This window comes from Thermococcus kodakarensis KOD1 (assembly GCF_000009965.1).
Lineage (GTDB): Archaea > Methanobacteriota_B > Thermococci > Thermococcales > Thermococcaceae > Thermococcus > Thermococcus kodakarensis.
On record NC_006624.1, the window covers coordinates 272476 to 295084 of the forward strand.

At 51.7% G+C, this 22609-nt stretch carries 33 protein-coding genes; 16 read left to right on the plus strand and 17 right to left on the minus strand.

Translation table 11 applies throughout. The features are described from left to right. Nucleotides 1-54 precede the first annotated feature (54 nt). A complete protein-coding gene (locus TK_RS01575; protein ID WP_011249274.1) occupies nt 55-1587 on the minus strand; it encodes a dihydropteroate synthase-like protein in 1533 nt (510 codons plus the stop codon). A gap of 186 nt (nt 1588-1773) precedes the next feature. On the opposite strand from TK_RS01575, the gene TK_RS01580 reads away from it, so the two are divergent. The 7 genes from TK_RS01580 (at nt 1774) to TK_RS01610 (ending at nt 7266) form a co-directional block, all read left to right on the plus strand. Continuing rightward, complete coding sequence (locus tag TK_RS01580) at nt 1774-2493, plus strand: DUF72 domain-containing protein (protein WP_011249275.1); 720 nt, start codon at nt 1774-1776, stop codon at nt 2491-2493. A 247-nt stretch (nt 2494-2740) separates the two neighbouring features. Beyond that, on the plus strand, nt 2741-3094 hold the full coding sequence (locus TK_RS01585) for a hypothetical protein (protein ID WP_011249276.1): 354 nt from the start codon (nt 2741-2743) through the stop codon (nt 3092-3094). Between the two features lie 47 nt (nt 3095-3141). Next, a complete protein-coding gene (locus tag TK_RS01590) occupies nt 3142-4221 on the plus strand; it encodes a hypothetical protein (RefSeq protein WP_011249277.1) in 1080 nt (359 codons plus the stop codon). After that, nucleotides 4218-5288, plus strand: coding sequence for a hypothetical protein (locus tag TK_RS01595; protein WP_011249278.1), 1071 nt, complete (start codon nt 4218-4220; stop codon nt 5286-5288). The genes TK_RS01590 and TK_RS01595 overlap by 4 nt, the downstream gene beginning before the upstream one ends. After that, a complete protein-coding gene (locus tag TK_RS01600) occupies nt 5289-6056 on the plus strand; it encodes a hypothetical protein (protein WP_011249279.1) in 768 nt (255 codons plus the stop codon). Then, nucleotides 6053-6511 carry a hypothetical protein gene (locus TK_RS01605; protein WP_011249280.1) on the plus strand — a complete coding sequence of 153 codons (459 nt, stop codon included), beginning with the start codon at nt 6053-6055 and terminating at the stop codon, nt 6509-6511. Before TK_RS01600 ends, TK_RS01605 begins: the two co-directional genes overlap by 4 nt. Beyond that, nucleotides 6508-7266, plus strand: coding sequence for an ABC transporter ATP-binding protein (locus tag TK_RS01610; RefSeq protein ID WP_011249281.1), 759 nt, complete (start codon nt 6508-6510; stop codon nt 7264-7266). The genes TK_RS01605 and TK_RS01610 overlap by 4 nt, the downstream gene beginning before the upstream one ends. Before the next feature lie 122 nt (nt 7267-7388). Here the strand turns inward: TK_RS01610 and TK_RS01615 are convergent, their stop codons facing one another. Beyond that, nucleotides 7389-8045: a PHP domain-containing protein gene (locus tag TK_RS01615; RefSeq protein ID WP_011249282.1), complete on the minus strand. Its 657-nt coding sequence runs from the start codon at nt 8043-8045 to the stop codon at nt 7389-7391. Nucleotides 8046-8167: 122 nt separating this feature from the next. On the opposite strand from TK_RS01615, the gene TK_RS01620 reads away from it, so the two are divergent. From TK_RS01620 to mce, 3 genes are read left to right on the plus strand one after another with little or no spacing between them, the layout of a single operon-like run. Next, nucleotides 8168-8602: a cobalamin B12-binding domain-containing protein gene (locus TK_RS01620; protein WP_011249283.1), complete on the plus strand. Its 435-nt coding sequence runs from the start codon at nt 8168-8170 to the stop codon at nt 8600-8602. A 40-nt stretch (nt 8603-8642) separates the two neighbouring features. After that, complete coding sequence (meaB, locus tag TK_RS01625) at nt 8643-9602, plus strand: methylmalonyl Co-A mutase-associated GTPase MeaB (protein WP_011249284.1); 960 nt, start codon at nt 8643-8645, stop codon at nt 9600-9602. Next, complete coding sequence (gene mce, locus TK_RS01630) at nt 9599-9997, plus strand: methylmalonyl-CoA epimerase (RefSeq protein WP_011249285.1); 399 nt, start codon at nt 9599-9601, stop codon at nt 9995-9997. Before meaB ends, mce begins: the two co-directional genes overlap by 4 nt. A 76-nt stretch (nt 9998-10073) precedes the next feature. Here mce and TK_RS01635 read toward each other — a convergent pair whose 3' ends face one another. Genes TK_RS01635 through TK_RS01660 form a run of 6 tightly spaced genes read right to left on the minus strand, consistent with a single transcriptional unit; the run spans nt 10074 to nt 14013 of the window. Next, nucleotides 10074-10925 (minus strand): GNAT family N-acetyltransferase, encoded by an 852-nt coding sequence (locus TK_RS01635; protein WP_011249286.1) that lies wholly within the window; start codon nt 10923-10925, stop codon nt 10074-10076. Between the two features lie 25 nt (nt 10926-10950). Next, the gene (locus TK_RS01640) at nt 10951-11946 is read right to left on the minus strand and encodes a biotin-dependent carboxyltransferase family protein (RefSeq protein ID WP_011249287.1); all 996 of its coding nucleotides are present in this window, start codon (nt 11944-11946) and stop codon (nt 10951-10953) included. After that, nucleotides 11943-12629, minus strand: a complete 687-nt coding sequence (gene pxpB, locus TK_RS01645; protein ID WP_011249288.1) for a 5-oxoprolinase subunit PxpB — start codon at nt 12627-12629, stop codon at nt 11943-11945. The genes TK_RS01640 and pxpB overlap by 4 nt, the downstream gene beginning before the upstream one ends. 4 nt (nt 12630-12633) lie before the next feature. Then, nucleotides 12634-13023, minus strand: a complete 390-nt coding sequence (locus tag TK_RS01650) for a type II toxin-antitoxin system VapC family toxin (protein ID WP_011249289.1) — start codon at nt 13021-13023, stop codon at nt 12634-12636. Beyond that, the gene (locus TK_RS01655; protein ID WP_011249290.1) at nt 13004-13207 is read right to left on the minus strand and encodes an antitoxin family protein; all 204 of its coding nucleotides are present in this window, start codon (nt 13205-13207) and stop codon (nt 13004-13006) included. The genes TK_RS01650 and TK_RS01655 overlap by 20 nt, the downstream gene beginning before the upstream one ends. Nucleotides 13208-13245: 38 nt before the next feature. Continuing rightward, nucleotides 13246-14013 (minus strand): LamB/YcsF family protein, encoded by a 768-nt coding sequence (locus TK_RS01660; protein ID WP_011249291.1) that lies wholly within the window; start codon nt 14011-14013, stop codon nt 13246-13248. Nucleotides 14014-14072: 59 nt separating this feature from the next. Between TK_RS01660 and TK_RS01665 the strand changes: the two genes are divergently transcribed. Next, nucleotides 14073-14609 (plus strand): type II toxin-antitoxin system VapC family toxin, encoded by a 537-nt coding sequence (locus tag TK_RS01665; RefSeq protein ID WP_011249292.1) that lies wholly within the window; start codon nt 14073-14075, stop codon nt 14607-14609. Here the strand turns inward: TK_RS01665 and TK_RS01670 are convergent. From TK_RS01670 to TK_RS01705, 9 genes are all read right to left on the minus strand, one after another. Then, nucleotides 14576-15109, minus strand: coding sequence for an adenylate kinase family protein (locus TK_RS01670; protein ID WP_011249293.1), 534 nt, complete (start codon nt 15107-15109; stop codon nt 14576-14578). The genes TK_RS01665 and TK_RS01670 overlap by 34 nt on opposite strands. A gap of 178 nt (nt 15110-15287) precedes the next feature. After that, entirely contained in the window at nt 15288-15683 is a 396-nt protein-coding gene (locus tag TK_RS01675; RefSeq protein ID WP_011249294.1) for a hypothetical protein, read from the minus strand. Then, complete coding sequence (locus TK_RS01680) at nt 15680-16048, minus strand: HEPN domain-containing protein (protein WP_011249295.1); 369 nt, start codon at nt 16046-16048, stop codon at nt 15680-15682. Before TK_RS01680 ends, TK_RS01675 begins: the two co-directional genes overlap by 4 nt. Further along, entirely contained in the window at nt 16035-16643 is a 609-nt protein-coding gene (locus tag TK_RS01685) for a nucleotidyltransferase domain-containing protein (RefSeq protein WP_011249296.1), read from the minus strand. Before TK_RS01685 ends, TK_RS01680 begins: the two co-directional genes overlap by 14 nt. Nucleotides 16644-16702: 59 nt before the next feature. Beyond that, a complete protein-coding gene (locus TK_RS01690; protein WP_011249297.1) occupies nt 16703-17023 on the minus strand; it encodes a hypothetical protein in 321 nt (106 codons plus the stop codon). Then, nucleotides 17020-17478 (minus strand): type II toxin-antitoxin system VapC family toxin, encoded by a 459-nt coding sequence (locus TK_RS01695; RefSeq protein WP_011249298.1) that lies wholly within the window; start codon nt 17476-17478, stop codon nt 17020-17022. Before TK_RS01695 ends, TK_RS01690 begins: the two co-directional genes overlap by 4 nt. Next, on the minus strand, nt 17471-17635 hold the full coding sequence (locus tag TK_RS12100) for a hypothetical protein (RefSeq protein WP_011249299.1): 165 nt from the start codon (nt 17633-17635) through the stop codon (nt 17471-17473). The genes TK_RS01695 and TK_RS12100 overlap by 8 nt, the downstream gene beginning before the upstream one ends. A gap of 30 nt (nt 17636-17665) precedes the next feature. Next, nucleotides 17666-18508: a DNA-3-methyladenine glycosylase family protein gene (locus tag TK_RS01700; protein WP_011249300.1), complete on the minus strand. Its 843-nt coding sequence runs from the start codon at nt 18506-18508 to the stop codon at nt 17666-17668. Further along, nucleotides 18469-18786 (minus strand): hypothetical protein, encoded by a 318-nt coding sequence (locus TK_RS01705; protein WP_011249301.1) that lies wholly within the window; start codon nt 18784-18786, stop codon nt 18469-18471. The genes TK_RS01700 and TK_RS01705 overlap by 40 nt, the downstream gene beginning before the upstream one ends. A gap of 96 nt (nt 18787-18882) precedes the next feature. Between TK_RS01705 and TK_RS01710 the strand changes: the two genes are divergently transcribed. From TK_RS01710 to TK_RS01730, 5 genes are all read left to right on the plus strand, one after another. Further along, complete coding sequence (locus tag TK_RS01710; protein ID WP_011249302.1) at nt 18883-20226, plus strand: NfeD family protein; 1344 nt, start codon at nt 18883-18885, stop codon at nt 20224-20226. Nucleotides 20227-20232: 6 nt separating this feature from the next. Continuing rightward, complete coding sequence (locus TK_RS01715) at nt 20233-21039, plus strand: slipin family protein (RefSeq protein ID WP_011249303.1); 807 nt, start codon at nt 20233-20235, stop codon at nt 21037-21039. A gap of 126 nt (nt 21040-21165) precedes the next feature. Next, nucleotides 21166-21945 (plus strand): cell division ATPase MinD, encoded by a 780-nt coding sequence (minD, locus tag TK_RS01720; protein WP_011249304.1) that lies wholly within the window; start codon nt 21166-21168, stop codon nt 21943-21945. Then, a complete protein-coding gene (locus TK_RS01725) occupies nt 21945-22193 on the plus strand; it encodes a hypothetical protein (protein ID WP_011249305.1) in 249 nt (82 codons plus the stop codon). The genes minD and TK_RS01725 overlap by 1 nt, the downstream gene beginning before the upstream one ends. An 86-nt stretch (nt 22194-22279) precedes the next feature. Next, nucleotides 22280-22531: a hypothetical protein gene (locus TK_RS01730; protein WP_011249306.1), complete on the plus strand. Its 252-nt coding sequence runs from the start codon at nt 22280-22282 to the stop codon at nt 22529-22531. Nucleotides 22532-22609 lie beyond the last annotated feature (78 nt).

Genomic DNA, 22609 nt, shown 5'->3' on the forward strand with positions numbered 1-22609 from the left:
CCTGAACTGGGGGATATAGGGGACTTTGTTAGAGTTCGAAGGTTTGGGCTATTTTCATTCCGTATAGAACTCTCGAAACAGCTTAACCTCCTGGACGTAGCTCCTCCTCAGCTTTAAAGCCGTGTAAGCCCTCTCCAGCTCCCTGCCGAGGTAGAAAGCGTGCCTCGGGCTTATCTCGAAGCGCTCAAGAACCGTGTCGATTATTGCGTTCGGCTCATCGCCGACTATTGTAAGAACAGCTTCGGTTCCCTTATGGGCGTTCACCCATATCTTGCCTCTCTCCACCCAGATACGGAAGTAAACTGGCTCAAGCTCGACGGGTCTATTCTGTGCCTCCACAACCTCATTGGCAGGCTCGAAGCGCCACTCGGCTTCTTTCTTCTCCTTGAGGATTAGCAGGTCGAAGCCAAGGTCTTTTGGGAGGTCGAAGAGGTTCATGTCTACCGCACGCTTCAGCTCCCTAACCGAACCCTTCGCCTTCGCGCTTACCTCCGTTGTCAGGAGGAGGTTTATGGAAAGCTCCTTTGCAATCCCCGCAAGAAGGGCGTTCATTCCAACGCTGTCGGCGTCGTAGAGTTCTACCACGTTCCCAACTCCCGCGAGGAGGACATCGTCCGGGTTTCTCTCGCGGTAGAGCTGGAAGGCCGTAACCGAGCGCGCTAGGTGGGGAACGTGTTCGAGAATCAGGTCGGGGATGATAGTTTTGTAGCCGAGGTCTAGGGCTTTCTCCTTGAGCTTTTCGAGGTACTTAACCCTTTCAGCAGGCTTGGTGGGGAAGTAGCCCTCCCTTTGGTTTGTTGGTATTAAAACGACGGGCTTTTCCGTTACAAGGGCCTCAAGGTTGCTCTCATCGACGCTCAAAAAGAGGTCGGCGTAGTCAAGCGCCCCCTCGATTTCGGACGTGTTGAGAGAGTCAAAGCTGATGGGAGCTTCAAAACCAGCCTCTTTCAGCTTTTCTCGGATTTCAGGTATCGCGTCTACAAACTCGAGGTTCCTCTCCCCTGCAACCATGCCGATGTCAATTATGTCCGCACCTTCACGGAGGTAGTAGAGGGCCCTCTCGACGGTTTTCTCAACGCCGAGCGTGGGGGCATCGACTACCTCAGCGAGAATCCTCGCGGGAAAGTCCCTTCCCGCTGGAAGGTTGCCGATGAGGGCGTTCCAGGGCTTTTTCAGGGCCTCTTCAATATAGTTCTTGTTCTTCGTCCTGTTTCTGATGTCCTCAACTCTCTTAAGCGCATCGAAGGAAAAGAGGTCATCTGCAGGAACTTCCTTGCTGAGCTTGAAGCCCTCTTCAAGAGCCTTCAGAACCTGTGGCAGATCCATCGCGTTCCTCGGCCCTTTGAAGGCCGGAATCCCAAGTTCGTCCTCGATGATTTGAGCAGAGCCCCTTACAAGGCCAGGGATGAGGATAAAATCGTAGTCTTCGCTTTTTATCCCGGCTTTTTTCAGGTATCTAACGATCAGCTCAGGGGTGAGGAAGGCGGCGACGCTCACAGGGGCTACGAAAACATCACATCCTCTCCCGTACTTCCTCACGAGCGGCTCTGCCAGCTTCCCAGTCACGAGGAGGATTCTCCTAGGCATGGAGAAAAGTTGGATGCTGTGGTTAAAAGCCCTCCGCCGGTAGGTGGCTCATCACACTTCAGGCGGGAGTAGTTCTTCATCGGGCCTCAGATCCTCCCCCCAGGCCTCACCGGTCGGGGAGTGCCCACCCTCCTCATCGGCCCGATAGTATTTTAGACCTTTCCGCTAAAAGCTCTCGGTGGTGGCATGATAAAGGTTGGAACCTGCGGCTTCTGTGAGGCTCGGAGTAAGTACTTTAGAGACTTTGACGCAGTCGAGGTGCAGCAGACTTTCTACCGGATTCTCCAGGAGAAGACGCTGGAGCGCTGGAGGAAAGAAGCTCCCGAGGGCTTCACATTCTCGATAAAGGCCTTTCAGGGAGTAACCCATCCAGCGAACAGCCCGACCTGGAGGAGGAGCAACGTAAAACCCGGAAAAGACGTGGGTCTGCTCAGGCCAACGAGCGACGTCCTTCACTTCTGGAGGGTAACGCTGAAGGAGGCCGAAACCCTTGGCGCAAGGTTCATTCTCATCCAGCTACCGAAGAGCTTCAGGGAGAGTGATGAGAGCTTTGCCAACGCGGAGAAGTTCTTCGAGATGATAGACAGGGGAAACTTTGAGATAGCCGTCGAGCTGAGGGGATGGAGCGAGAAGGGAATTAAGCGCTTCGTGAGGGAGTTCGACGTCATAGATGTCACAGACCCGCTCGTCAGGATTCCACTTCACACGGGGGATGTCAGCTACTACCGCCTGCACGGTCGCTATGAAAACGGGAGAATAATATACAGCCACTCCTACAGCGACGAGGAGCTTCAAAAGGCCAGGGAGAGGGTGATTGGCTGGAATAGGGGTGAAAGCTTCGTATTCTTCAACAACTCGGACATGTGCAAAGACGCGAAGAGGTTCAAGACTCTGCTAGCCGGTTAACCATTTGGGGTCTGATAGCATTCTTTCACTATTATTGATTTTGAAAAATTAAAGTTCTTACAACTGGATTATATAACTTTGCGAATGTCTAGTTATCTGTAAAGGATATTTTATCCATCCAGTTATAGATCGATTTATTTTTCATTTTTTTTAACTAAGAGTCCAAGCAATACTTAAATATGGGTTTAGTATTCATGATACTGCCTGGTAGAATGTATAATCTCTCCCGGGCAGGAGGGTCGGCGCCATGAAGAAGCTTGTTGCCGTGCTGTTCGGTCTCTTGGTAGTGACAGCAGGGTTCGCAGCAGCGACTCAGTGGAGAGTCACTTCAGTGCATCAGAGACATGCTGGAAGATATGGCTGGGCCTATGCAGAGGTGCATGTTAAGTACGACTTGCAGCACCCGTACACTAACTATAAGATAACCCACAGAATCGGAAGAGGCGGACTTACTAGTGCCGGTCGGAGTGCCGGGTACATCTCTCACCATTACAACATTCCCGACAGAGATGGCATTGAGTCCGTGACTAACGTTGTGGACCCCACGACGGATAATCTTGTGGAACAGGACATAGCCTCTGCAGGATGGCTGTGCATTTGAATTCTAACATGTCTGTCTGTTTTTTATTTCGTTTGGAGGGTATACCAATGACGCTAAAAAGAAAAGGTTTCGTTCTACTAACAGCTTTTCTGCTGGCTATGCTTCCCCTGTCCCTATCGAGCGCAGCACCCTACTGGGTCAAGCCTGGAGTTTACATAGAGTACGCGGCCATGCGGTACGACCCGTACATCCAGTACAAGATTTCCCAGGGGACTTCTCCAAAGTTAATTAGAACCGCATACATTACTTATATCCACAACGGCACGTTATACCGAATCAGGGTCTACGATGATGTCCACGTCAGGTTCAGGGTACTGGAAGAAAAGAACGGCTACTTAACGGTAGGGGTTCGTATCGAGATGAGAAACGTAACCCTGGGAGTCAGCGTCCCCAAGGGAAAAAATCTGACTCCGATATGGGGCGATGGGGCGGTTATAAAGATTGAGACCTCTCCAAGCTCAATAGACTCGGAGACAGATTATTACAAAGTGTACCTTCGCAGTCTTAGGATCATCAGAGTTTACAGGATAAGGGAAATCGACGGTGCCGTCTTTGACATGAACGGAACTTATTACGGCCACACCTTCCTGTGGGTGGACATCGACCCGAGCACAGCTCCCCAGGAAAACGAGACCTTCTTTGTTCTCCCAGACTTGAACTGGACGATGAGAGTAAACAGAATCTCCTCCATGGACAAAGCTTTAAAAACGTACTACGGAGAATTCGGGCCTCCCGTGGACACTCTCTCCCTGGTGGGCCCCCCGCTTGTAATAAAAGGCATTGTAGAATTCACAAGTCCAACAGGGGGAGGTATACGTTACGATCCTGCCACTGGACTCGTGCTTGCTCCGACAACTCTCTCAGTAATGATTTCTCCCGATCTTTCGGCAATAGGAATACCCTTTGCAATGTTCATGGACGAGCATGTGGCTTACGACCAGTTTGTAAAGAACAGTTTCACATGGGCAGGCACATTGCTACTTTACGATACTAACGCCCAGTTTCAAAAGGCCGAAGAAGTTCCTTTCCCTAAACCAGGGACGCCTGCCAAGTATGTTTTCTACGGTTCCCTAATCTTAGTTGGGGCAGTTCTGGGAATTAAAAGCTCACGGAGAGTGAAAAAGTGAAAAGAGACTTCTTAGCCTTCCCTTTGGTTTTAATACTTACACTTCCGGCAGTCTCCGCAGCACCCTACTGGACCAAACCGGGAGTTTACATCGAGTATGCCGCTATGAGATATGAGCCGTACATCCAGTACCGGCTTTCACAGGGAGACAGGCCGGAGTGGATTCAGACCTCGCTGATGGTTTACAATTATTCAGGGGTTCTATACATACTGAGGACGTTCAACGACACGATTGTAGAGTTCCGCCTCAAAAAGGAGAGGGATTACATACGCTCAAACGTACAGGTAACCCTTTACAACGTCAGCATAAGCACGACCCTCCCAAAGGATATATCGCCACCCGTATTCTGGAACGAGTCAGAGGTAATAGAGACCGAGGTCGAAAACAGCCACGATTTGGGGTTTGAAGACTGGAAATGGTACCGATTCCATGTGAAGAAAGTTGTCATCAGTGGAGAGTACCTAATCCGCGTGAAGGATTACCATGTCATAAAGGGAAATATGGACTACGGGCACACGATGCTTTTTGATGACCCTGCGAACCCGTTAAACAAGGGGAACAGCTTCAGCTTATACCCGATAAGCATAAAGATTCAAGACGCCAGAATTGACAACGAGAGAGTCCTAAAAGGAAGATACACCAAGTTCTATCCCCCCACAAAAACCGTAGTGACGGGGGCCTATGCTCTCAACATCACCCAGCCGTTTGGGAAGGGCTACAACATCCTCTCAATTCTGATGGGGACACTAATATACACCTTCGACGCATCCGACGGAAAGCTAATCGCCACTTACAACGATGGACCTGATCTATGGGCAGTCGGCATCTTGGACGCTCAGTTCACAGACGAATACGGTCAGTATAAGATGGAGGTCGAGCATGAAGAGTCATACGCCAGTGGTCTCGTCCTTAGATCGTTCAAAATTGCTAGAGAAAATGTCAAAGGAGAGGTCTCATTCAACAAGCCAATAGCAAAAGCCGCCTATCTCTTTTACGCTTCCCTCGTACTACTGGGCCTAGGCCTCGTGCTAAATATCAAGGCGAGTGACAAGAGAGGGGGTGATTGAATGGGAAGGCTCTACACCCTTTTTAGATGGGAAATGAACGACCTGATAAAGGTCGTTCTGCTGTTTTTTGGAATACTGCTTGTTGGAATGTCAATGAAACAGGAACTAATGGGGGTTAGCAATTCTATGGGTTTCATCTCCGGAACGGATCTACAGCTCTTTGGAGCTTCCCAGGCCAGTGGAGTATCAACGTCCATTCAAGGCATGCTCAGTCTCGAAGACGTCTGGACCCTCGCAGGTTTTCTGATACTGTTGCTCGGCGCGCTGACCTTCCGCTATGACCGTGACAGCGGCGTTGCAAAGTCTGTCTACTCCCTCCCGTACTCCAACGACGAAATATTCGGCATCAAGCTCATCTCGTTGTTAATCTACGGGTCCCTGATGCTCCTTCTGCCCTTCGCTTACGTTGCCATAACAACATACGCCAGCATAGCCGGCTACCTCCCGGAGATAACCTCAAGATTCCTCAGCGATGCACTGCTCCTCGTTGCTTTCCTCGTGCTCTACCTAATAGCGGTCGCCACTCTGGTTTCCCTTGCCTTCCCCAACGCCTTCCTCGCCTTCATGGCAGGGTTTGCAGTCATATACGCGCCCAAAATACTCGGAAACTCGAGCATGCCACCAGCGCTCTTCATAAACGCCTTACACCTCTGTGGAAGTACCGACTTCAATGTGTTCAAGGCCGCCTACCTTGAGTGGGGGATTGTCGTCCCAATAGTGATCTTCCTCCTCTCGTGGGTTCTCATCAGAAGGAGGGATGTCGTATGAGGTTCTGGGCGGCCCTCCTTGCGGCCATGCTGATGCTCACCGTCGGCTCACTATGGGTCTACAGCTCCTACGAGGGCAGGATAGGCTCCGCTGGGCCGGCCTTCCTCACGACATCAAAGGATGGAAACCGAACCGACATGAGCCAGGTTACGATCTACACCCCCACGAGTTCGCTCGTAAATGTCTCCTGCAACGGCAACGGAATAGTTGAGGTCTACGACATCATCACAGGGAAGTTGGTGGACAGGCACACCGTCTACGGCCATGCGAGGTACCAGATCGTTCTTCCAAGGGAAGGGGACTACCTGGTCATCAACAACCACACCGACGAGGTCTCATGTTCATTCCGCTTCGTCAAAAACTATCCGACCAGAGAAGTCCAGAACGCCCTCTACGTTAGCGGGTCAATTTTTGCGCTACTCCTTGCCCTTATCATCTGGAGGTGGGGGAGATGAAGACCATAATAGAGGCCAGAGACCTTAAAAAGCACTTCAGGAGCATCAAGGCCCTTGACGGGATTACCGTTGAGATTCTTGAAGGTGTAACGCTCATTCTCGGTCCCAACGGTGGCGGAAAGAGCACGTTCCTCAAGCTCGCCACAGGCGTTTACAGGCCGACCTCGGGAGAAATCCTCGTGTTCGGAGAGAGACCGTGGAACAACAGGAGTGTCAAGGAGCGTTTCAGCGTTGCCTATGACCCTCCTGCGTTTCCGCAGTTCGTGACGGGAAGGGAGTGGCTGAAGTTCTTCGCAGAGAGCAGGGGAGTTGGTGAGGAGTCCATAATTAAAGCTGCAGAGCTCTTCGATGCGACCTCCTTCCTGGACAAAAGGATAAGCGAGTACTCGTCTGGGATGCTGAAGAGGATTTCACTCGCTCAGGCCTTTGTGGGGGAGCCAGAGCTGGTTTTTCTCGACGAGCCGCTGGCCAACATTGACTTCGACAGCATGGAGAAAGTCGTCGAAGTCATCGAGGGCATGAAAGGCAAGAGAAGCTTCGTGATAATCAGCCACATCTGGGAGCCATTGATGCCTGTAGTGGACTGGGTCGTCGTGATTGGGAACGGGAAGCTCGTGTTGAGCGGAAGGGCCGAAGAAGTGCAGGAAGATGTCGAGAAGCTCTTTAAACCGCGCATAAGACGTTCAAAAGAGGGAGGAGCCAAGGAAAGCCCCTCCCCCGGGCAGGAGGGTCGGCAAACTCCCACCAGCGTTTGAAAAATCATATTTTGGATTTATTAATTTTTTGCCGTATGAAGATATGAAGATTGTTATGTCTGCTCAGGCACGGGTCCAGGTCATCACGTTTCAGCCGGGGAGACCTGAACTCATCATCGCCCTCAGAGGAACTCCTCGAAGAGGAGGTCTTCTTTCTTTCCGCCAGCCTTCTTAAAGACCTTTTCGCTCCAGCCCACGTTTCCAACTCCCTCGGGAAAGTGAGCGTCGCTCGCGAAGGTAAGCTTTATCCCCCTCTTTATGCACTCCCGGATAAAATCCAGCTCGGGAACGCGATAGCGGGAGCTTATCTCGAAAGCCTTTCCTTTGGCTTCAGCTAGCTCGAGGACTTCATTAAGTTCCTCCACCGAGGGAAATCCGACGTAGGGGAAGTTTGCCCCAAAGTGGCCTATCACGTCCACGTTCTCATCCATCAGGGCGAGCTTCACAAGGTCGAGGTACTCATTTGGAGTATCAACCCACTCGTGGACGCTAGCTATAACGTAATCGAGCTTTTCAGCAACGAAATCAGGAACGTCGACGCCGTTGGGGGTTATGTTCCCCTCTATGCCAGTGAGAACCGTTATCTCGGACTCATTTCCCCACCGCCTTATCTCCCTGATGTAGCGGTTGAACGTTTTGCCAACTACGTAGTGGCTGTGGTCGGTTATTCCAAGAAGTTTGAGACCTTTTTCCTCGGCTGAGGCTATGTTGTCAGCTATCGAGCCAATCCCGTCCGAATATACGGTGTGCGTGTGGGTATCGTGCGGGAATTCGAGCATGTTCATGGTAAATGCACTCGGGCTTTAAAACGCTTCTGGACAAAATATCCAAAGTAAAGGAAGACCTTGAAGTTTGACAAAGGTTTAAATAGGCCTGCGCCTAAGTTAGGACGGTGGTGCTCATGGTCGAACGCTCAAAGGTTAGGGTTCTCATCGCCAAGCCGGGTCTGGACGGCCACGACAGGGGCGCAAAGGTCATAGCCAGAGCCCTCAGGGATGCGGGTTTTGAGGTCATCTACACCGGCATCAGGCAGACTCCGGAGCAGATAGTCGAGAGCGTTATCCAGGAAGACGTTGATGTCCTTGGTATAAGCATCCTTTCTGGGGCCCACATGGTCCTGATACCGAAGATACTCAAGCTTCTTGAGGAGAGGGGAATAAAGCCCAACGAGGACATTCTCGTGCTCGCTGGGGGTATAATCCCGCCCGACGACGCCGAGCAGCTCGAGAAGATGGGTGTCGCCAAGGTCTTCGGCCCGGGAAGCCCGATAAGCGAGATAATCAAGTTCATAGACGAGAACGTGCCAAAGCTCAAGAAGTTCAGGGAGAACGCATAACTTTTTATCTTTTCTGGATGATTAATCCAGCGTGGTGAAGATGATAGACGGGCTTATTGAGAGGATGCTCAAGGGAGACAAGAGGGCCGCCGCGAGGCTTATAACCCTCGTCGAGAACGACGAGGAAAAGGCCCGGGAGATCGTCTCGAAGATTTATCCATACACCGGAAAAGCCTACATAGTCGGAATAACCGGGCCACCGGGGGCAGGAAAGTCAACACTACTCGACAAGCTGATCAGGGTGGCCAGGGAAGAGGGTAAAGTCGTAGGCGTTATAGCGATAGACCCGACTTCTCCCTTCACAGGCGGTGCCCTCCTTGGGGACAGGATACGGATGCAGAGGCACTCAACTGATCCGGGAGTCTTCATAAGGAGCATGGCAACGAGGGGTTCTCTGGGTGGACTGGCCAAGGCCACCAACGACGCGATAAAGGTCCTCGACGCCTACGGCTGTGACGTGATCTTCGTTGAAACCGTCGGAGTCGGACAGATAGAAGTTGACATCGTAAAAACAGCAGATACGGTTGTCCTTGTCACCGTTCCCGGCCTCGGGGATGACATCCAGGCAATAAAGGCCGGTCTCATGGAGATAGCAGACATCTTCGTCATCAACAAGGCCGACAAGGAGGGGGCCGACGCCACCTACTTCGAGCTTAACCTGATGCTCGACCTCGAAAAGGAACGCTGGGAGAAGCGTGGCTGGCGGCCGCCGATAGTCGAGACCGTCGCTACCACGATGAGGGGCATCCGCGACCTCTGGAAGGCAATAAACGACCACAAGGCTTTTCTTGAGAAGAGCGGCGAGCTTGAGAAGAAGAGGCGCTTCAGGGCAGAAGAGGAGATAAAAACAATTGTGTCGGACAGGATAGCGAGAACCGTTGGCAAAAAGCTCTCCGAGGATGAAATCTCCACACTGATTGAACGGGTTGTTAAGAGAGAGATTGACCCGTACTCTGCCGCGGATCAGGTTATTGAAAAGGCACTGGGGGTGAAGGTATGATAAAGAAGATTGACCATGTTGGTATTGCCGTTAAGAACCTTGAGGAGGCCATAAAAGTCTGGGAGGGCCTTGGGCTTAAGGTTGATGAGATCGAGGAAGTTCCCGACCAGAAGGTCAGGACGGCCATAATCCACGTTGGGGAGAGCAGGATTGAGCTTCTTGAGGCCACTTCGGAGGACTCTCCGATAGCCAAGTTCATTGAGAAGCGCGGTGAAGGGATACACCACATAGCCCTCGGCGTTGACAACATCGAGGAGCACCTCGAAAAGCTGAAGGAAGCCGGCTACCGCCTCATAGACGAGAAGCCGAGGATCGGAGCTGGCGGGGCCAAGATAGCCTTCGTCCACCCGAAGTCCGTCACCGGTGTCCTCCTGGAGCTCTGCCAGAGGGACTGAACTTCTTTTTAATTTCTCTAGGCTTCTGGAAGTTTTTTGCGGTTTTTAACTCAAATGGTTTTAGAGGCTGAAAAAACTAAAGCCGCTTCGCTATTATCGGTACCTTTCCTTTCTTTTCCGTGCTTAAAGCGTTGGCTGTCTTCTCGTCTAGCACCGTCAGGACACTCTTAAACCCTATCTCTCCAGCCCGTCCTATCGCTCCGGGGATGTCTTTCTCATCTCCCCAGAGGAAGAGGCTTGCCTTTCTAGGCCTACCTGGCAAAGGCTTCAGGACGTAGTAGGAGTTGCCTACCTTCCCAGCTTCCGCGAGCTCGTGTACTCCAGCGAAGATGTCTTTAAAGCTTGAGAACCACATGTCATAGGAACTCTGAAATCTGCCGGCGACCAGTTCAAGGCCTTTCACCTTCTCCCAGGGAAAAAACTTAAGGGGCCGAACATTGTCCCCGCTGGATTTGGCAGTGGGGACTTCCACAAGCCAGTTCTCGTAGAGAACTTCGTGGAAGCCTAGCTTCCTGTAAAATCCAATTGCTTCCTCGTCCGGCTGGGTTGTTAGGAGCTCCGCTTTTCCTGCGAAGCTGCCCTCAATGTACTCGATAATCGCCCTGCCGATTCCTTTTCCTCTAAAGTCGGGGTGAACCTCTATGACATCCAGGTGGGCTATTCTCATCATCTCCCCGTTTATCTGCTCTTCCGAGAGAAAGACCTCCGCCTCACCAACGATCCTCCCGTCCAGCTCGGCTACTATGGGGTACTGACCCTCAAGAAGGAGGGCATTGATGTGGACGGCGCACGTTTCTACGCTCATCCAGGGGCCGCCGCGGAGGTATCTTTCACGAACGGAAAATCCCGAGAGCTCTTCCCCAGCAGTGTGAACATCAACTATTCCCTTAACATCATCCAGGGTTGCGACTCTTATTTCGAGGTTCAATTTAACACCCCCTAGCAACTCCTTCTCAGATCTTCCCGGCGAACAGGAGAAATTCTTTTCCGAGCGCCCTCACCGAGTAAGCCCTCATCTCTCCATCAAGAAACTTCCGAATCGCTTCAAGGGTTTTCTCACGCCTTTTTAGTATCTCCCGTGCTTCCTCCGGAGCTACTCTCTTGAACATGATTTCAGTACCGGGCCTGCTCTGGGCCAGAAACGGAAGGTCGGCCGTTATCACGGTCGCTATCTTCGCGTAGCCGCCAGTAGTCTGAGCATCGCGCATCATAACTATCGGCCTTCCGCTTCCCGGAACCTGGATGCTTCCGGGGACTAAAGGACTGGTAACGATGTCGGGCCCTTTTTCGGAGTGCTCAATAACCGGCCCCTCCAGCCGGTAGCCCATCCTGTCGCTCTCTGGCGTTATTACGTAGGCAGAGCTCAGAAAGGTCTCGATACCGTTCTCGGTGAAGTGTTCCAAATCTGGGCCGAGGACGACCCGGATTTCCACGCTATCGCCCGAATAGTCCGGCTTCAGCTTTCGAGGCAGAGAGCAACCTTCCCTGCCCGTTAAGAGAGCGTAGCCAACACTAAGCCTATCGCCCGCTTTAAGCGGCCTCCCGAGGCCGGCCCTTGGATAGGCCGAACAGCTCCCCAAAAGTTTCTCGCACTTTACTCCGCCCGCAAAGGCAATATAGCCGTAGAGGCCGCTCCTCAAAGTCCCAACTTCGAGGATATCCCCCCTCTTCGCCCAGTAGCTCGTCCAGGGTTCGATTGGTGTTCCGTTGATCCTTACATCAACGTCCCCAGCCACCGCAAAAACCACCGAGGCGTTGAACCTCATCTTTGGCCCCGCTAGAAGGAACTCAAGGAGCGGAAAATCGCCGGGGTTTCCGACGAGGTAGTTGGCTACCCTGGCCGAGAAGTCGTCCATGAAGCCCGAGACCGGAACGCCGAGCTTTCGGTAGCCAGTTCTTCCCGCATCCTGAACGGTTAAGAGTGATGGGACGCTGAGGAGCTCAATCATTGCTTACTCCTCCATTCGCCCCTGTAAAGCTCCACGAACTCCTCCTCGCTGATTGGTACAAACCTCACTTCATCGCCTGGCTGGAGCAGGGTCGGCGGTTCTCTGCTTGGATCGAAGAGCCTCAGCGGAGTCCTCCCTATGAGCCGCCAGCCGCCGGGGCTTTCGATTGGATAGATGCCGGTCTGCCTTCCAGCTATCCCAACCGAACCTGCAGGAACTTTTAGACGCGGTCTCTCCAGCCTTGGGGTTGCTATCCTTTCATCGACGGGACTTAAGTATGCAAATCCCGGCAGGAAGCCGAGGAAATGGACGCGGTAGGTCTTTCCGGAGTGTATCTCGATGACATCGTCAACGCCCAGCCCGTTGTATTCCGCTACGAACTCAATATCAGGGCCGTATTCACCGCCGTAGAGGACGGGTATCTCGATTTTCCGACCCTTGAAGGCTCCAGTGCTTACATCAAGCAACGGCTCAACGGCCTTCTTAACGTCCTCAAAGGTAACCTTCAGCGGGTCGAAGATCACCGCCAGAGAAGAGTAAGCAGGAACGACTTCAACCAGCCACCCGAAGTCTTTTCCCTCAATTGCCCTCGCAACGGCGTGGACTCTCGCGTTCACTTCGTCGTCTATGACCTCGCCGAAGGAAATGAGAAGGGCGGAGTCTCCGAGGGGCTTTATATTCACAGTATCACCCTTTGGAATTCCTGTACGGTGGGACCAAAACTGGAAGGTCTTTAATCCTACCAAAGTGTTTTACATTTCCCGTAGCGACCGTGAGACCGTAAACTGTTGCAGTAGCCGCTATTATCGCATCTCCGAGGGAAAGTCCGTAGTCCCTCCTAAGTTCTCCGGCTAGAACCGCGATTTCAGTTGTCACCGATAAAGCTTCAAAATGAGACAAAAAGCGAAGGAGTTTTTCACGTTTTATAGGGTCTCTTGTGTCTCTACCAGAAAACAGCTCTGCAATCGTTACTGTTGAAATAAAAGCCCCCTCCTTGACCAGTTCGAGGATGAACTCCCTTGAGCCCTCGACCTTTCGAAGAACGTCGATTATTACGTCAGTGTCTATTAGATACATCCCTGTCCCACTCCTTCCGGAGCTTCTCAAGGTCGATGTCTTCTTCAAACAGCCCAAATACGTCGTTTAAGTCCCGTATGAATTCGTCGAGTATTATTATCTTGACCCTTTTCTTTTCTGGAAGTGTCAGTTTCTTCAGAGGCTTCAACACGCCATTTTCATAAACAGCCTCAATGACACCCATTTTCTCACCATGTATACTTTCGCTACATATCCATAAATCTAACGGATTATCTCCTTCATCGGCACTATCTTAACACCTTCTTCCTCCAGCACTTTCCTGATGTGCGCGGCTATCTCTACAGCTTTCGGGTTGTCTCCGTGGAGGCAGATGGTATCTACCTTCAGCTCGACCCACTCACCGTTGATTGCCCTAACGCCGCCGTCCTTGACCATCGAAATCACGCGCTCGGCTATTTCTTCTTTGTCTTCTATCACCGCTCCGGGCTTCGAGCGCGGGACGAGGGTTCCATCAGGGTTGTAGGCCCTGTCTGCGAAAACCTCGTGGGCAACCTTAACGCCCATCTCCTCAGCAATCTCCGCAGGTCTCGACCCGGAGAGGGTCACGAAGATCAGGTTTTTGTCGAAGTCCGCTATTCCCTCGATTACCCCGCGGGCGAGCTCTTCTTCCTTCACGAGGGCGTTGTAGAGAGCACCGTGAGGTTTAACGTGCTGGAGCTCTATGCCTTCTGCTCTTACAAAGGCGTAGAGCGCCCCCACCTGGTAGAGGATGTAGTTCCTTGCTTCATCGTAAGTGAGCTTCATATATCTCCTGCCGAAGCCGAGAAGGTCTGGGTAGCCCGGATGAGCGCCAACGGCTACACCATTCTCCTTCGCGAGCTTTACCGTCTTCCTCATGACGAGGGGGTCTCCCGCATGCCAGCCCGTCGCGACGTTCGCCGAGGTGATGTACTTCATAACTTCCTCGTCGAGGCCGAGCCTATACCTCCCAAAGCTCTCGCCGAGGTCAGCGTTGAGGTCGACCTTCACATTCCTCACCGACTTCGTTTCGACGCAAATCTAAAAAAGCCTTTCTCCAAGGTTTCCTCATGGACGATGAAAAGGAAGGGAGGAAAAAAGCGGTCATAGACTCTGCCTTCTTCATCCAGGGGGCTGATGTGGAAGGTTTAACCACCCCTGGTGTCGTTGAGGAAGTCAAAGACCCAGAGTCTAGGCTCTTTCTTGAGGGGCTCATCAGCGCGGGCAAGGTTAAGGTGGTTCTTCCGTCGAGGGAGAGCATAGAAGCCGTTAGGGAAGCGGCAAAGAAGACGGGCGAGCTCGGAGAGCTGAGCGAGGCCGACATTGAAGTCCTCGCGCTGGCCTACGAGGTTGATGGAGTTCTCCTCACCGACGACTACAACCTCCAGAACATCGCGAGAACGCTGAGAATCGAGTTCAGAACCCTAAAGCGTGGGATAAAAAAGGTCATCCGCTGGAACTACGTCTGCATCGGCTGTGGGAAAAAGTTCGAGGAGATGCCGCCGGGAGAGGTATGCCCCGACTGCGGAAGTCCCGTGAGGTTGATACCAAAGAGAAAGCGGAAGAGAAGACCTCAAAGGCGCAGGTATGGAAGAACTTCGTCGTAAACCTCGCTCCAGTCCACGATGCCAACCCTTCTCTTAACGCCCCTTCGTATGAGGTTCAGTATCTCCTCGACGACTTCCTCTGGCGTTTTTCCTGTTGTGTCCACCTCAATCACGTTCTCGTTCTCCTCAAGCGCCTCGACGAGGATTACATCCACCAGCTCGGCCTCGACGTTCTCCCCAAGCTTCTCCCTGCCGTAGCCCCTCTCCTTCAGCCTTTCCGCTATCAGCTTCGGGTTCGCCCTGAGGACTATCACAAGGTCAGCCTTGAGGAAGTGGCTCAGGTGTCCATCCGCGACGACGTTTTTGCCCTTGAAGTCCCTTCCAAAGGCCTCCCTAAGTTCATCAACGTCGATTTCAAGCTCATTCTCTTTCATCTCGCCTATACCCTTCTCAAGGGCGTAGTCTCTCAGGTTGACGTACTCGTAGCCTAGTTTCTCAGCCAAGAGCTTTGATATAGTCGTTTTTCCAACACCTGGTGTTCCGGTTACCGCTATTATCATTATCACACCCCCATATGAATTTAAAATCACGCCCCGGACGGGCTCGGCGCTCATAGGGTACGTCATCGCCCCTGCTCAGCCCGTCTTGGATTCTTCACTGCCCGCCCGGGACGGCGTCAGGGCCAGTCCTCGTCATCACAAACGCTCGGTGCAATTCGCTGTCATCATCCGCAGGTTTTCATCTCATATAATAGGATATAAGCTTTCTCAGCTCCAGGTCTCGCCTCAGTGGAAGCTTCAAAAAACGCCTTAGCTGGTTGTTCTCGGCCATCAAGCCGGTGAGTTCAATGGCGAGGATTTTGTTGTCCTCGCTCAGTCCGTAGGCCTTGAAACGAAGCGGTGCATACTCCTTCTCCAGCTCCCAGACTTTTTCTTCGAGTTCCTTAACCTTTCCCTCAAGCTCTTCAAGGTCTCCCCTCGGCTTCCTGAACTCGCTGGTGAGGGTAATCTCGATAATCTTCTCTGGAGGGACTCCGTAGCGCTCGCTAAGTTGCTCTATCTCTCTCCAAACCTCTTCAGAAAGCTCGACCTCTATCTTTCCTAGGCCTTTTTCGGGTTTGATTATGAGCTTCATTGTTCCTCACCAATGAGAGACTTTATGACTTCAATAAACTTCTCAGCGACTTTCAGGGCATCTTTAACTTCATCGGGCTCGGGAGTGTACGAGACGTCGTATTGATCTTCATGCCTGAGTTCTCTCATCCTGTCGAGGAGCTCTACCCAGTACCCCTCAAGCTTTCCAGTTTTAACGTAGAACTCCTCAAGGTACCTTGCGACGCAGTAGTGGCTTTTCTCCCGCCACCCGTCGCGGAAAAGCACTGCTCTGGCAGCATGAAACATCGCGAGGTAGGAGGCCATTAGGGAAGTCCTGTATGAGCCGAACTCTCTGTTCCTCTTGGCCTCTTCCAGCCACTCTTCGGCCCTCTTAATGCTCAGCAACGCTTTCTCTCTGGAAGGCGGAACTCTTCTCAGCAGACCCCGCTCTAAGCAAAGACTGAATCCTGTCAAGTCTCTCACCCCATATAACAATCGAGCCGTAGACGAGGGAATAGTAAAAGATAGGGTCTTCTTTTTGGAGCCTTGATAGCCTCGACGGCGTTAAAACTATCAGATCAACTTCTCTGTCCGTCAGCTCGGAGATTTTTCTCTTTAGCCTCGCGGACTTTAATAGTTCCTCCTTCCTAGCGAACACCCAAACGTCAATATCACTGTCTTCCCTGTTCTCTCCGGAGGCAAAGCTTCCGTAAACACCAAGACCGAGCATCCAGTCTTCTTTGAGTCCTTTGAGCCTTTCCGAAAGCACAATGAAGTTCAGAAACCTCTTAAGCTCCCGAGTTTTAGGAGTGTCAAGGATGTGGAACTTTCTCCCTTTTTTCGCGGCGATCCCGTGCTTTACGAGAAGGTGAAGGGTCTTTGAGACCAGACCCTTGCTGACGTCGAGTTTTCTCGCGACTTCTTCTACCCCCACCGTACTCTTCGGCAGAACTTCTTCGAGGATCCTCACACGTTCGGGTGTTGAGAGCAGCTCGTGCATGATAGTGCCTCTCGTTCATGATTTATGAACTTTTCGTTCACGCTCCATGAACGATTCGTTCACGTTTTGTGAACTTTCTTTTCCTCCAGCTCCCTTCTCAGCCTCTCGTTCTCCTCTCTAAGCTCGTTTCTCACGGTCAGGAACTTCTCCTTATCTGCTTTTGCCTTTTCGTAGAACTCTCTCAGTTCATCCAGCTGGCCCTCTATCTCGGACAGCTTCTCTTCGAGCTTTTTGATCTTCTCACGCAGATGCTCTTCCCTCTCCGCCTTGAGAGTTTCCTCGGCCTTCGGGAGGTTTTCTCTGATAAGTTCCTCTATATCTCGCCCTTTTAGGGCTTTGAACTTTCCTTTCGGAAGGGAGATCACTATTTCTTCACTCACAGAAGCCCACGCTCCTCGAGATAAGAGAGAAATTCCTCGGGACTCACTATTTTGATCACACCCTTTCCCCTCTTTTTAAATTCTTCGTCTCTGGCAATCAGAACGTCACAGTTGGAATTAACTGCCGAGGAAAGAGCAACGGCATCGTAAGGGTCAACCCCGAGCTCAAGCTGGTATGTAAGGGCGTCTAGCAATGCAGGAATTTCAGGGATGTACACCTCAAGACCAAGGTCTTGAATATCGCTCTGGGCTATTTTTGGGTCTGCACCTTTCCTCCTAAAAACGTGCACCGACTCCATGATTGTAAAGATGGAAACTATACCCTTAATGTTACCTTCCTCGACGAGTTTAAGAACCCGAAGTGAGGCCTTCCAGAGTGGTCTTGATGTTCTAGGATCGATTTCCTTGAACCACACATTGAGGAGAACGTTGGTGTCTATAAACGCTCTAATCATAACCCTCCTCCCGCAGTCTTTTGAGTAAGGAAACGCTGTCTTCCCCCTTCAACAGACCCTCAAGACGGCCGAGCATCCTCTCAGCTGTTCCAGGAACGGATTTTCTCTTTCCCTTCATCCCGATTAGGGTGTTTAACGTCCGCATGTCAACAAGCATTCTCCCACCACCAACGAGTAACTTTGAACACTATTTAATCCTTCTCCTCTCCAGCTCGGTCTTCCTGTCGTAGCAGGTGATGTAAAAGGCCAGCAGACCCTTCCACTTCCCGTACGGCTCAAGGATTTCCCTGACGTCTTTCTCTTTAACCTCTTTCACGCTCTTCCCGAATATCTTAGCTATACCTCTCCTCAGTCCAAGATCTCCCGCTGGATAGGTATTTTTCCTCAGCCCATAGGCAAGGAAGAGCTCTGCAGTCCACTTCCCTATCCCGCGGAAGGCCGTAAGATACTTTATGGCCTCTTTCTCGTCCATCTCCCACAGGTCAAGCTTCAGCTCGCCCTTCAGGTAAAGCTCCGTAACGTGTTTTATATATTCTGCGCGGTAGCCGAGCTTCGCTCTTTTAAGCTCGTCAGGAGATAGAGAGGCTATTTTCTCGGCCGTAGGAAAGACGTATATGTTCCCAGCTTTTTCTCCGGCCATTTCTACGAGGTTTCTTATCGTCCTCTGAGCGAACTCGAAGTTAACCTGCTGTTGTGCTATCACCTCAACGAGGGCTTGATAGGGTGAGGGTGCGGCGGGAACGGTCAAGCCTTTGAACTCCTCCACAAGGAAAGAGAACGGCGAATCACTTATCTCTGAATAGAAAGAGTCGAGGTCAGTGTCGAGGCCGAGAATGAAGGAGAGCTTTTCCCTAGCCTCTTTTTTCTCCTTCCTTCCCCATGTCTCTGGAAAGAGGAAGTCCCCGTTGTAGGCCACAATTCCGACTACGCCGCTTTTCAGTCGGAGTGCCTGGTAGAAAGTATCCCCTTTGAGCTTCCAGGTGCCGTTCTTTACCATTTCGTGGGCGGTCTTTCTGATGTCGACAGCCATCGGTCGAGCTTTACTGGGTTCCTCTTTATATCCCTTAGGGTCATTACCCACAGTCTCTTTCCGTCTGCGGAGCGCTTTATCTCGAGCTCTCCAATCTCTTCGAGGAACCTCATGGCATCTTTGATGTGGCTGGGATTTACCCCGAATTCACCGCGAATGAATTCCCAGTATGGTTCCACCGTTGAGAAGCGTGCCGCCTCCCTTACGATTGTCCAGGCAACCTTTCTTTTCTTCTCTCCGCGGGCAACCTTGTACTTCTTCACGAGCTCTCCCAGCATGGGCTAGGATACCACCAAGTTATATATAGACATTTCCCGTCCCTTAACCAACGTCCGAGCAAAAGGTTTAAACCATGAAAGTTGTAGCACTAATTGATGAAGCCTATGAAGCGACCGATGGTCTTGACAATACTCCTAGTTGTTCTCATCCTTCTCCCTTCGGTAAGCGCGGAGAAGAGAGTCGTCTACGTTGGAACTATCGAGGGCACTATCACTCAGTATACGGTCGACCAGTTTGAGAGCTATATCCGGACTGCAGAAAAGAACAGCGCGGAAGCGCTTATCATCGAACTGAACACGCCCGGCGGTCAGGGAGACGCGATGATGGAGATAGTTTCATTAATTCAGAACTCCACTGTACCGGTTATAATCTATGTATATCCAAGAGGCGCCATAGCGGCTTCTGCTGGTACCTACATAGCGATGGCCTCCCACCTGATAGCTATGGCTCCCGGAACTAGCATCGGCGCCTGTGAGCCGATCTTGGGCTATTCCGCCAACGGGAGCATAGTAAGAGCACCCGACAAGATTCGAAACTTCTACGCCGCCTACATGCGCTCCCTGGCTGAGGCGAGCGGAAGAAACGAGACGGCGGCCGTTAAGTTTGTCCTCGAAGACCTCAGCCTCACCCCAGAAGAGGCCCTGAAGGCCAACGTTATTGAGGTCATCGCGAATGACCTTCCAGATCTGCTCAAAAAGGCCAACGGGATGAGGACGAAAGTTCCTGTGGCTGGAAAGGGTTACGTTACGTTCAACTTTACCAATGTGGAGGTGAAAAGGCTCAGTCCATCCCTGAGCTACCAGATAGTAACGTTCCTTGCAAATCCGGGGATAGCGTACATTCTCTTAACTGTTGGGATGCTCGGGCTGGTCTTCGGTTTCCTCACCCCAGGCTGGCACGTTCCGGAGACTCTGGGAGCTATACTGCTCGTCCTTGGGGTTATAGGCATGGGCTACTTCGGCTACGACGCTGCTGGGCTCGTGCTCATGATACTTGGCGTGATATTCTTCATAGCGGAGGCTCTGACCCCGACGTTCGGCCTCTTCACGATAGCCGGACTGGTCAGCTTCATACTGGGAGGTCTGATAATGTTCGGAAAGGGTGGGGAGGTATACCTCGTTAACAGCGAAACTTTCTCTACCTTGAGAGTCATCATAATAGTAACAGGAGTCCTGCTGGCACTGTTCTTCCTCTTCGGGATGGCCGCTGTGATACGGGCGCACCGCAGAAGGCCAGAAACTGGTAAAGAGGAGATGATCGGTGCCGTTGGTAAAGTTGTTGAAGACCTTGATCCCGAGGGCCTCATAAAAGTCCGCGGAGAGCTCTGGAAAGCCGTCTCCAAAGACGGAAGTCTGATTAAGGTCGGAGAAAAAGTAAGGGTAGTTGGAATGGACGGGCTGACGCTCATAGTTGAAAAAGTCGATGAAAAGGAGGTATGATATCCGATGGCAGGTTTTGGCACCTTAGTCTTGGGAATCGTTTTGCTTTTTGTTTTGATTCTGCTGGCAAGTGCCATAAAGATAGTGAAGGAGTACGAAAGGGCAGTGATCTTCAGGCTTGGTAGGGTCGTTGGAGCTAGAGGTCCCGGACTGTTCTTCATAATCCCGATATTCGAAAAGGCCGTTATCGTTGACCTCCGTACGAGGGTTCTTGACGTTCCAGTTCAGGAGACCATAACGAAGGACAACGTTCCAGTTAAGGTCAACGCCGTTGTTTACTTCCGCGTCGTTGACCCTGTAAAGGCTGTTACTCAGGTCGCCAACTACATAGTGGCCACGAGCCAGATAGCCCAGACCACGCTGAGGAGCGTCATCGGTCAGGCTCATCTCGACGAGCTCTTGAGCGAGAGGGAGAAGCTCAACAGGGAGCTCCAGAAGATAATTGACGAAGCAACAGACCCATGGGGAATAAAGGTCACTACCGTCGAGATAAAGGACGTCGAACTCCCAGCTGGTATGCAGAGGGCGATGGCCAAGCAGGCAGAGGCCGAGCGTGAGAGAAGGGCTAGGATTACCCTGGCGGAGGCGGAGAGGCAGGCTGCTGAGAAGCTCAGGGAGGCCGCGGAGATCATAAGCGAGCACCCGATGGCGCTCCAGCTCAGAACCCTTCAGACCATAAGCGACGTCGCCAGCGACAAGAGCAACGTCATCGTCCTCCCGCTCCCGATGGAGATGCTCAAGCTTTTCAAGAGCTTCGCTGAAGCGGGTCAAGCAGTAAAGAAGAAACTTGAAGCAGAGGAACAATCAGAATGATTAGATGTGTCCTTGGACACATTTTATTTTTTTGGATATCACCACAAAGGCTAAAAAGACTTTTATGTAGGTTCCGATAGGCATAATCAAATTCAGATGCCATAGTTTTGATCGGGGGTGCTGAGTTTGGAAGGCAGATCAATAGTCTTTGCATCTGGAAAGGGTGGAACCGGTAAGACCACCACAGTCGCCAACCTGGGTGTGGCCCTAGCACAGTTTGGCAAAGAAGTGATTCTGCTGGACGCAGACCTGACGATGGCAAACCTAAGTCTTGTTCTCGGAATGGAAGACATCCCAGTTACACTGCACGATGTACTTGCGAGGGAAGCAGACCTCAAGGATGCAATATACGAAGGTCCGGCGGGAGTTAAGGTCATCCCAGGTGGGCTCAGCCTGGAGAAGGTCAAGAAGGCCAAGCCCGAGAGGCTCAGGGAGCTCATGAGGGAGATAAGCCAGCTCGCAGATTTCATTCTCATCGACGCTCCGGCGGGCCTTGAGATGACGTCCGTTACGGCGCTCCTCATTGGAAAGGAGCTCATAGTCGTCACCAACCCTGAGATTTCAGCTATCACTGACTCCCTGAAGACAAAGCTCATAGCGGAGAAGCTCGGAACGCTCCCGCTCGGTGTCATCCTCAACAGAGTCACCAATGAAAAGACAGAACTTACGCAGGATGAGATTGAGGCCATCCTTGAGGTTCCAGTTCTGGCTATGATCCCAGAAGACCCTGAGGTCAAGCGTGCAAGTGCATACGGCGTCCCGCTCGTCATCAAGAACCCAACCAGCCCCGCCGCTATAGCTATCAAGCAGCTGGCCGCCAAACTTGCGGGAATCAAGTGGCAGCCGCCCGAGCCGGAGAGCCCGATAAAGAGGGTCTTCAAAGCAATCTTCGGAGGGAAGAGGTAATGGCGGCGGCAGTGTTGTACGTCCTGCTGGTGATTCTCCTCATCCTAGTGATAGTCCTCACAATGCTCTACCTCTCAGCTAAGAACAATCCCTATTACGTTGTTTACGACGAGGAAACGAAGACGGCCCTCAAACGTCGTGTTCTCAACCTCAAGGAGGAGCTGGAGGGCGAGCTTGAGCAGTTCGACGTTGAAGACTGGGAGAAAGCCCTGGAAGAGTCAATAGACGAGGAAGTTAAAAACCTTTGAACTTTTCTTTCACTTCTGTTATTAAACATTTCTGTGGCGTTAAATTTTAAAATCTCTTTTTGGATACTTTAGTTGGGTGGGGCGCCATGGTGGCCAGGTTGGGATACAAAAACAAGCTTGTTGAGGTTAGGAATGGCGTTGTATACCTGTTCGATGGAAAGCTCTGGAGCGCCCCACTCGAGAGGGTTGTTGAATACTACCGGGAGGGCCAGGGGGCTATCCCGGGGCCAATTCGGGAAATCGCCAGCGACCTTTATCGCGTTCTTCTTGGAGAAAACCTCGTTAGGGAAATGTTGACCAATTCAGGTGGGCGGTACGGCGAGACGACAGCCAGCTGATATACAGGAACGAGCCTCAATCCTAGCTTTTTTTAAGTGGATTTTTCCAGGGGAATATTCAAAAATCTTAAGAACTGT